This window comes from Cellvibrio sp. (genome assembly GCF_053579595.1).
In genome coordinates this window covers 1-6,489 of sequence record NZ_JBRFPI010000261.1, presented here as the reverse complement: position 1 = coordinate 6,489, position 6,489 = coordinate 1, and the positions used below count along the sequence as shown (strand labels likewise).

General features: G+C 50.0%; 8 protein-coding genes and 1 other RNA gene. 1 reads left to right on the top strand and 8 read right to left on the bottom strand.

From position 1 onward, the window contains the following. Window positions 1–148 precede the first annotated feature (148 nt). The 8 genes from ACWA6V_RS15055 to ffs all read right to left on the bottom strand — a co-directional run bounded on the left by ACWA6V_RS15055 (window position 149) and on the right by ffs (window position 5,923). The gene (locus ACWA6V_RS15055) at window positions 149–655 is read right to left on the bottom strand and encodes a hypothetical protein (RefSeq protein ID WP_449523260.1); all 507 of its coding nucleotides are present in this window, start codon (window positions 653–655) and stop codon (window positions 149–151) included. A gap of 51 nt (window positions 656–706) precedes the next feature. Then, window positions 707–1,150 carry a YcgN family cysteine cluster protein gene (locus tag ACWA6V_RS15050; protein WP_449523259.1) on the bottom strand — a complete coding sequence of 148 codons (444 nt, stop codon included), beginning with the start codon at window positions 1,148–1,150 and terminating at the stop codon, window positions 707–709. A 31-nt stretch (window positions 1,151–1,181) separates the two neighbouring features. Next, window positions 1,182–1,478, bottom strand: a complete 297-nt coding sequence (locus ACWA6V_RS15045; RefSeq protein ID WP_449523258.1) for a YcgL domain-containing protein — start codon at window positions 1,476–1,478, stop codon at window positions 1,182–1,184. A 17-nt stretch (window positions 1,479–1,495) separates the two neighbouring features. Then, complete coding sequence (rnd, locus tag ACWA6V_RS15040; RefSeq protein ID WP_449523257.1) at window positions 1,496–2,647, bottom strand: ribonuclease D; 1,152 nt, start codon at window positions 2,645–2,647, stop codon at window positions 1,496–1,498. 5 nt (window positions 2,648–2,652) lie between these two features. Then, window positions 2,653–3,246, bottom strand: a complete 594-nt coding sequence (recR, locus tag ACWA6V_RS15035) for a recombination mediator RecR (protein ID WP_449523256.1) — start codon at window positions 3,244–3,246, stop codon at window positions 2,653–2,655. Window positions 3,247–3,329: 83 nt separating this feature from the next. Beyond that, window positions 3,330–3,650 carry a YbaB/EbfC family nucleoid-associated protein gene (locus ACWA6V_RS15030; protein ID WP_449523255.1) on the bottom strand — a complete coding sequence of 107 codons (321 nt, stop codon included), beginning with the start codon at window positions 3,648–3,650 and terminating at the stop codon, window positions 3,330–3,332. 32 nt (window positions 3,651–3,682) lie between these two features. Next, window positions 3,683–5,626 carry a DNA polymerase III subunit gamma/tau gene (dnaX, locus tag ACWA6V_RS15025; RefSeq protein WP_449523254.1) on the bottom strand — a complete coding sequence of 648 codons (1,944 nt, stop codon included), beginning with the start codon at window positions 5,624–5,626 and terminating at the stop codon, window positions 3,683–3,685. A 201-nt stretch (window positions 5,627–5,827) separates the two neighbouring features. Then, window positions 5,828–5,923, bottom strand: an RNA gene (gene ffs / locus ACWA6V_RS15020) — signal recognition particle sRNA small type. A gap of 274 nt (window positions 5,924–6,197) precedes the next feature. On the opposite strand from ffs, the gene tpx reads away from it, so the two are divergent. Further along, window positions 6,198–6,489, top strand: a 292-nt coding sequence (gene tpx / locus ACWA6V_RS15015) for a thiol peroxidase (RefSeq protein WP_449523253.1), incomplete at its 3' end; no start/stop codon positions are given.

Sequence of the window (6,489 nt, the reverse complement as noted above, 5' to 3'; positions counted from 1 at the left end):
TTTGCGCTCATATCGCCATTAGTTATAGCAGCTCACCGCCAATTCGCCATTTTGGGCAATAGGGAGTTTTGTAAAAAGTGGTTCGTCAAAAACCAAAAAGCCAGCGCTATGGCTGGCTTTTGATTGCACTAGACAAACTGAATAAGGCTTAACGAACGGCGCGGATCGGTTCTTCATGCAGCAACTCATCGCGCGCAATACGCTCCTCGCGGCTTAGGTTACGCGTGCTGGCGGTGCGACGAGTGTTAGGGGAAAAGTCGTAATCATCCTGTATTTCCGGATGCACATAACCCTTTGCAGATTGACCTTTAGAATAATCCTGTTCATTTGATGAATGTGTTTTACCGCGTGTGAGCAATTGGTAGATTAGCGACAAAACCAAGGTACCAATCCAAAAACCCAGCATCACTTTCAGCGTCGGTTTAATAATGACAAAACCACCGTCCATATACCCAAACACCAGAGTATAAATCGCAGGCGCCATGGTCATGCTTTCAGCATCAATGGCATAAGGAGTGAATAAAATCACCATCACTGTAATAACAAAAAAATGTACCCATGCGCGCCCGGCGCGACGAAACAATAACCAAGTTGCAAGGCTGCAACCAATCGCACCTATAAGGTACATCATCCAGGCATATTGATAGTCAGTCATATTTTCCACAATCAAGTCTCCTTTCGGCCCATCATCAGTGACCGCAGTCGATTAATTAACCCAACGTACAACATGGTCTTCCAAATCATCCAGATCGACGGTGTTTTCATGCACAACCCGGCCACGCACAGATATACCGGCAGAGTGCACTGATTCGGGATCACCAGAGATCAGCGGGTGCCAGTCAAAAAGAGGAATTCCCTCGGCCACCAACCGGTAGGCGCAGGTTTCCGGTAACCAGTAAGTATCTTGCACGCTTGCAGGAGTCAGCACTGCGCAAGCTTCCACCAAGCGCTGACGCTCAGTGTATTCCTGACAGCGGCAAGTGTCATGATCCAAATAGCGACAGGCGACCTTGGTGTAATACACATCGCCAGTGTCTTCATCTTCCAATTTATGCAGGCAACACTTGCCACAACCGTCACACAGGGATTCAAACTCCTCAGGCGACATTTGTTCAAGTGTTTTCGCGAGCCAAAAAACCTGTTGTGCCATTGTCTATCCAGATAGGTAAAAAGTGGCCGAATTAATGACCCGACAATTTGGAATTGAGTGAGCGCAACCGCTCGGCTTCCGGGTCGCGGTCGTTGCGGGGCGGTAATTGCAAATAAAAACCTTGTTTCTCAAGGCTTTCCGCCACTTTTTCCACGCTTGCGTGAGCCAGCTTTTTGCCCGGTGTTAACAACAACACCATCGCTTGCTGGGGCTTACCAAACACCCTTAGCAACTCCTCGGGTACCTTGCTAAGGCCCTCTTCTTTTTTCACGTAGAGGTACATGCCCTCTTCTTTTGGGCTGCGATAAATTTCACAAATAATTTTCATAAACAATAAACGTCGCTTTAGAGAATGTCAGACTGCAGTGATTGTGTTTGGGCGATCTCAAGCAAGCCTTCGCCAATCAACGCAAAGCGCCAGCCCAGCAAACGCGCAGGCAATTGGTATTTACCGCCATTCATTCCAGAACGCACCAGATGCTCGTAATCTTTTTTGCGAATCAATACTTCCGGCGGTAACTGCGCTTGTTCTGCATATTCACGCACATAATTTTTTAGTGTTTTCATCAGCGGCCCTTCACTCTGCGCGAGTGGAGGATCGAGACGCGCAGGCCAACTCGATTCGTCTAACTCAAGCGCATCACGCACAATTTGTAAAATGGTTTCCGCGTCATTTTTCAATGTGCGCGAAGGGATATCCGGCACCTTGGACAGGTGCGCCAGATCCTGAACTTTTTTGCGCGCAATTTCCCACAGCGACGGCTCTTTGATTAAACGGTTACGCGGTAAATCACGCGCACGTGCTTCACGTTCGCGCCAAATACATAACTCTTTTAGTATCGCTAATTCTTGCGGGCGCAACTTCCAGGCAAAACCGACCTTTTGGTAAGCGTCACTATAATCTTCTGCCTTGCGCGCATTGGTCACCAAATCTGCACAATCGCTTTTAACCCATTCCAATCGTTCGCTGGCCTTGAGCAATTGCAATAATTTTCCGTACACAATTAACATGTGCGCAACATCCAGCGCGGCGTAATTTAATTGCGCGATGCTAAGCGGGCGTTGCAACCAATCGGAACGAGTTTCATCTTTGGGGATTTCAATGGCTAACACACTTTTAACCAATCCCGAATAACCCAAACTAAAACCCAATCCGGCAAATGCGGCGGCGATTTGGGTATCAAACAAGGGCGCGGGCACAACACCCAACCAACGCTGAAATACTTCCAGGTCTTCCGAGCAGGAATGCAAGACTTTTGTCACCGCAGTATCGAGCATTAGCTCGCGCAGCGGCGCAAGATTACTGATCGTCAATGGATCAATTAAATAACAGCCTTTGCCATCGCCAATTTGCAGCAAGCCCGCGATAGGATAAAACGTATCGCTGCGCATAAACTCGGTATCGACTGCAATCGCCGCTTGTTTGCGCCAAGTGGCGCAGAGTTCAGTTAACTGATCATCCTGATCAATCCAGATAGGTTCACTCGGAATCAACATTAAAATTACAAACTTCTGCGAGAGGAAAAAGCGTGAGCAAGTGTACCACCATCGATAAATTCCAACTCACCGCCGAGTGGAACACCATGGGCAATACGCGAAACAGTCACATTAAGATTCTTGGCTCGCTCACTAATGTAGTAAGCCGTCGCCTCACCTTCTACGGTGGGATTGGTTGCAAGAATGACTTCAGTGATGGGTTCTTGTTGCAACAAAGTAATTAATTGATCAACCCCAATATCCTCAGGCCCTATACCATCGATGGGCGATAGATGGCCGAGCAACACAAAATATTTTCCTTGATAAGTTCCCGCTTGCTCAATCGCCAAAACATCACCCGGCGTTTCAACGACACAAAGCAAACTGTTGTCGCGGCGATTATTCGCGCAAATACCGCAATGTGTTTGCTCTGTGAGCGTGCGGCAACGCTGGCAGCGGCCAACACCTTCAACGGCTTTATGCAAACTCTGCGCGAGACGCTCGGCACCCGCACGGTCGCGCTCCAATAAATGCAACGCCATTCGCTGTGCGGATTTGGGGCCAACACCGGGTAAACAGCGCAGCGAAGCCATAAGATCGTCAATTAGCGGACTGAACATTCAGTTTCCAAATTTTGTAGGGGCGCCGCTTGCAGCGCCCAAAAAACAATAACATCAGGGCGCAGGAAGTGGCGCCCCTACAATCAAAAAGGCATTTTAAAACCGGGTGGAATTCCCATACCGGCAGTCATTTTTTCCATTTGTTCACGGTTTTGTGTTTCGATTTTGCGCACCGCATCGTTCACTGCTGCTGCCAATAAATCTTCCAGCATTTCTTTATCATCTGGCATCAGGCTTGCATCAATATGTACACGCTTGACATCGTGACGTCCGGTCATGACCACACTCACCAAGCCCGCGCCCGCCGAGCCAGTCACTTCAGCTTTGGCCAAATCTTCCTGCATTTTTTGCATATTGGCCTGCATTTCCTGAGCCTGTTTCATCAAATCGCCAAGACCTTTCATAGCATCCTCTTTCGTAAATTAAATAAAATAGATTAAATAGGTTGAATGGTTTCTTCGCGCAGGGTCGCACCGAATTGCGCGATCAATTGCTGCACGATAGGATCATTTTTTATCGCGCTAATGGCGTCTTGCAAACGCTCTTCACGCAACCTAATGGCCATCATCGACGGAGTTTCTGCCGTAATTTCGCCCAATTGAATATGGGCATGCACTGGCTCGACAAAATAATCGCTGAGCAAATCGGCAAGACGCTTTTCGTGGCTGGCGTCGTACAGGGTACTGTTGGCTTTATCCAGCACAAAATAAAAATCATTTCCCTGGCGATTGATCATCTGGCAATTCGCCACGGTGCTTTGCAAAATTCCCGTCACGCCCAAGCCCAGATAAATTTCCGTCCAATCAGCAGGACTCGCCTGTTCGTAGGGAACTTTGCGTAGCGCCTTGGATGCCGAAGCTTTGATTGGCTCCGCAATTACTACCGGAACTGATGCCGCCCCTGTTATTAACGGCGGCTCAGCCGCCTCAGGCTTTTTTGGTTCGTTTACCTCAGGTGCTGCAACCGGGGCTTCGTAATAAGCAGGGGCTGGTTCGTATTCATCTTCCGCCGCCGGAACATAATCATCATCAGACTCATTCCCGTAGGAGCCTTCAAATACCGGTGGCTCTGAAATTGTCGGTACTGGCTGGATGACCGACGCAGGAGTAGCTGCTACTGATGGGGAAGTCATTACTGCCGGTACAGACGCTGCTGCGGAAACCGGTGCAGCGACTGGAGCAACAGCGGGCGCGACATTTGCGGCAACAACATTAGCCACGGCGACAGGCGCTACAGCGGCGGGTTTAATCGGCGTGGTTGACTGCGGCAATGCCTGGGTCGGCACTTCCATTACGCCTTGCGGCTTGAACGCCAGCATGCGCAGCAACACCATTTCAAATCCGGCACGGGGATCGGGTGCTAAGGGCAAATCGCGGCGACCTAACAACGCGGTTTGATAAAAGAGTTGCACGTCTTCCGATGGCAATTGCTGCGCGAGTTGCATGATGCGCTCGCGATCGCCATGGCTGTTATCCACTGCTTCAGGCAAGGCCTGTGCGATTGCAATGCGATGCAACACCGCCAACATTTCTGCGAGCGCACTGGCGTAATCCGGGGCTTGTTCAGACATGCGTTCAACCGCTGCCAATACCGCGCGGCCATCGAGCGAAGCCAGCGCATTGACGATATCGTAAACCGCCGTTTGGTCGATGGTGCCAAGCATCGTGCTAACTTCGGCTTCGGTAATTTTGCCTGAGCCGTAAGCGATAGCCTGATCAGTCAAGCTCATGGCATCGCGCATACTGCCATCAGCAGCGCGACCAAGATGCCAAAGCGCTGATTCTTCAAACGGCACCAGTTCCTCATTCAACACAAATTTCAAATGCTGAACGATACGTTCGGGGTTCATATTTTTAAGATTAAACTGCAGGCAGCGCGACAAAATCGTCATGGGCAATTTTTGTGGATCAGTCGTCGCCAGCAAAAATTTCACGTGGGGCGGCGGCTCTTCCAGTGTCTTCAACAACGCATTGAAACTGCTGTTGGAGAGCATGTGAACTTCGTCGATCAGGTAGACTTTGTAGCGACCACGAGTCGGCGCGTATTGAACATTTTCCAGCAGCTCGCGGGTATCTTCTACTTTGGTGCGCGAGGCCGCATCCACTTCAATCAAATCAACAAAACGGCCTTCGGCAATTTCGCGGCAACTGGAACATTGGCCGCAGGGCTCTGAGCTAACACCGGTTTCGCAGTTCAGGCACTTGGCCAAAATCCGTGCGATGGTGGTTTTACCCACACCGCGCGTACCGGTAAATAAATAGGCATGATGCAGACGGTTGTGATCCAGCGCGTTGATCAATGCCTGCAGGACATGTTCCTGCCCAACCATTTCGCGGAACACACGCGGGCGCCACTTGCGCGCCAGAACTTGATAGCTCATGCCGATTGCTGCTCTCTATTCAAAAGGGGGCGAATTGCCAAAAACAGGGCGCGATTATAGCGGCCAATGGCGGAAATAGACACCAACTCAAACCGATGGAAATCCGGATTAAATCGCTATAGACAGAAGCGTTTGATGGCAAACAACCCGAAGATGCAAAGGGAACCAGGAGGAAGCAACAGGGAAGAAGATTGGAGGTGACCTAACCAGCCACACCCCGGCACATAACTTACTGCTACCGTTGCTCCCTTCCGGGCCTGGCGGGGTTTACAGATCGTCATTGCGAGGGGACCGGCTAGATCACCATTGCAGCTTGCTAATAACATCGCCCCGGATAGAGGCGGCCAGCGCAAGAGGCGCGCATTATCATCACTTTGCCTTACCAATGCAAGGCGCAATTTTGAGGTTTTCGAGCAATCAGGTAAGAGCAATCGCTTGTTAATGAAAGATTTTATTGCTGTGGCGCCCATTGCAATTCCCTTTTTCGCCACGATCAACTAGGCTTCATGCAGCGTTTTTCTATGACAAAAAAACCACAACAAATCCATCCCCATCGTTCAGGAGTATTTCAATGGCAACAGTTACCCTCAAAGGAAACCCATTCAACACCAATGGCAATTTGCCCGCTGCAGGCAGCAAAGCACCAGCGTTCAAACTGGTTAAGACAGATTTATCAGAGGTTTCCTCAGCGGATCTCGCTGGCAAACGTGTGGTACTGAATATTTTCCCCAGCGTTGACACTCCGACTTGCGCACAATCGGTACGCACGTTCAATGCCCAAGCCAGTGCACTGGAAAACACAGAGGTCCTTTGTGCATCGCAGGATTTGCCCTTTGCCCTCGCACGCTTCTGCGGTGCAGAAG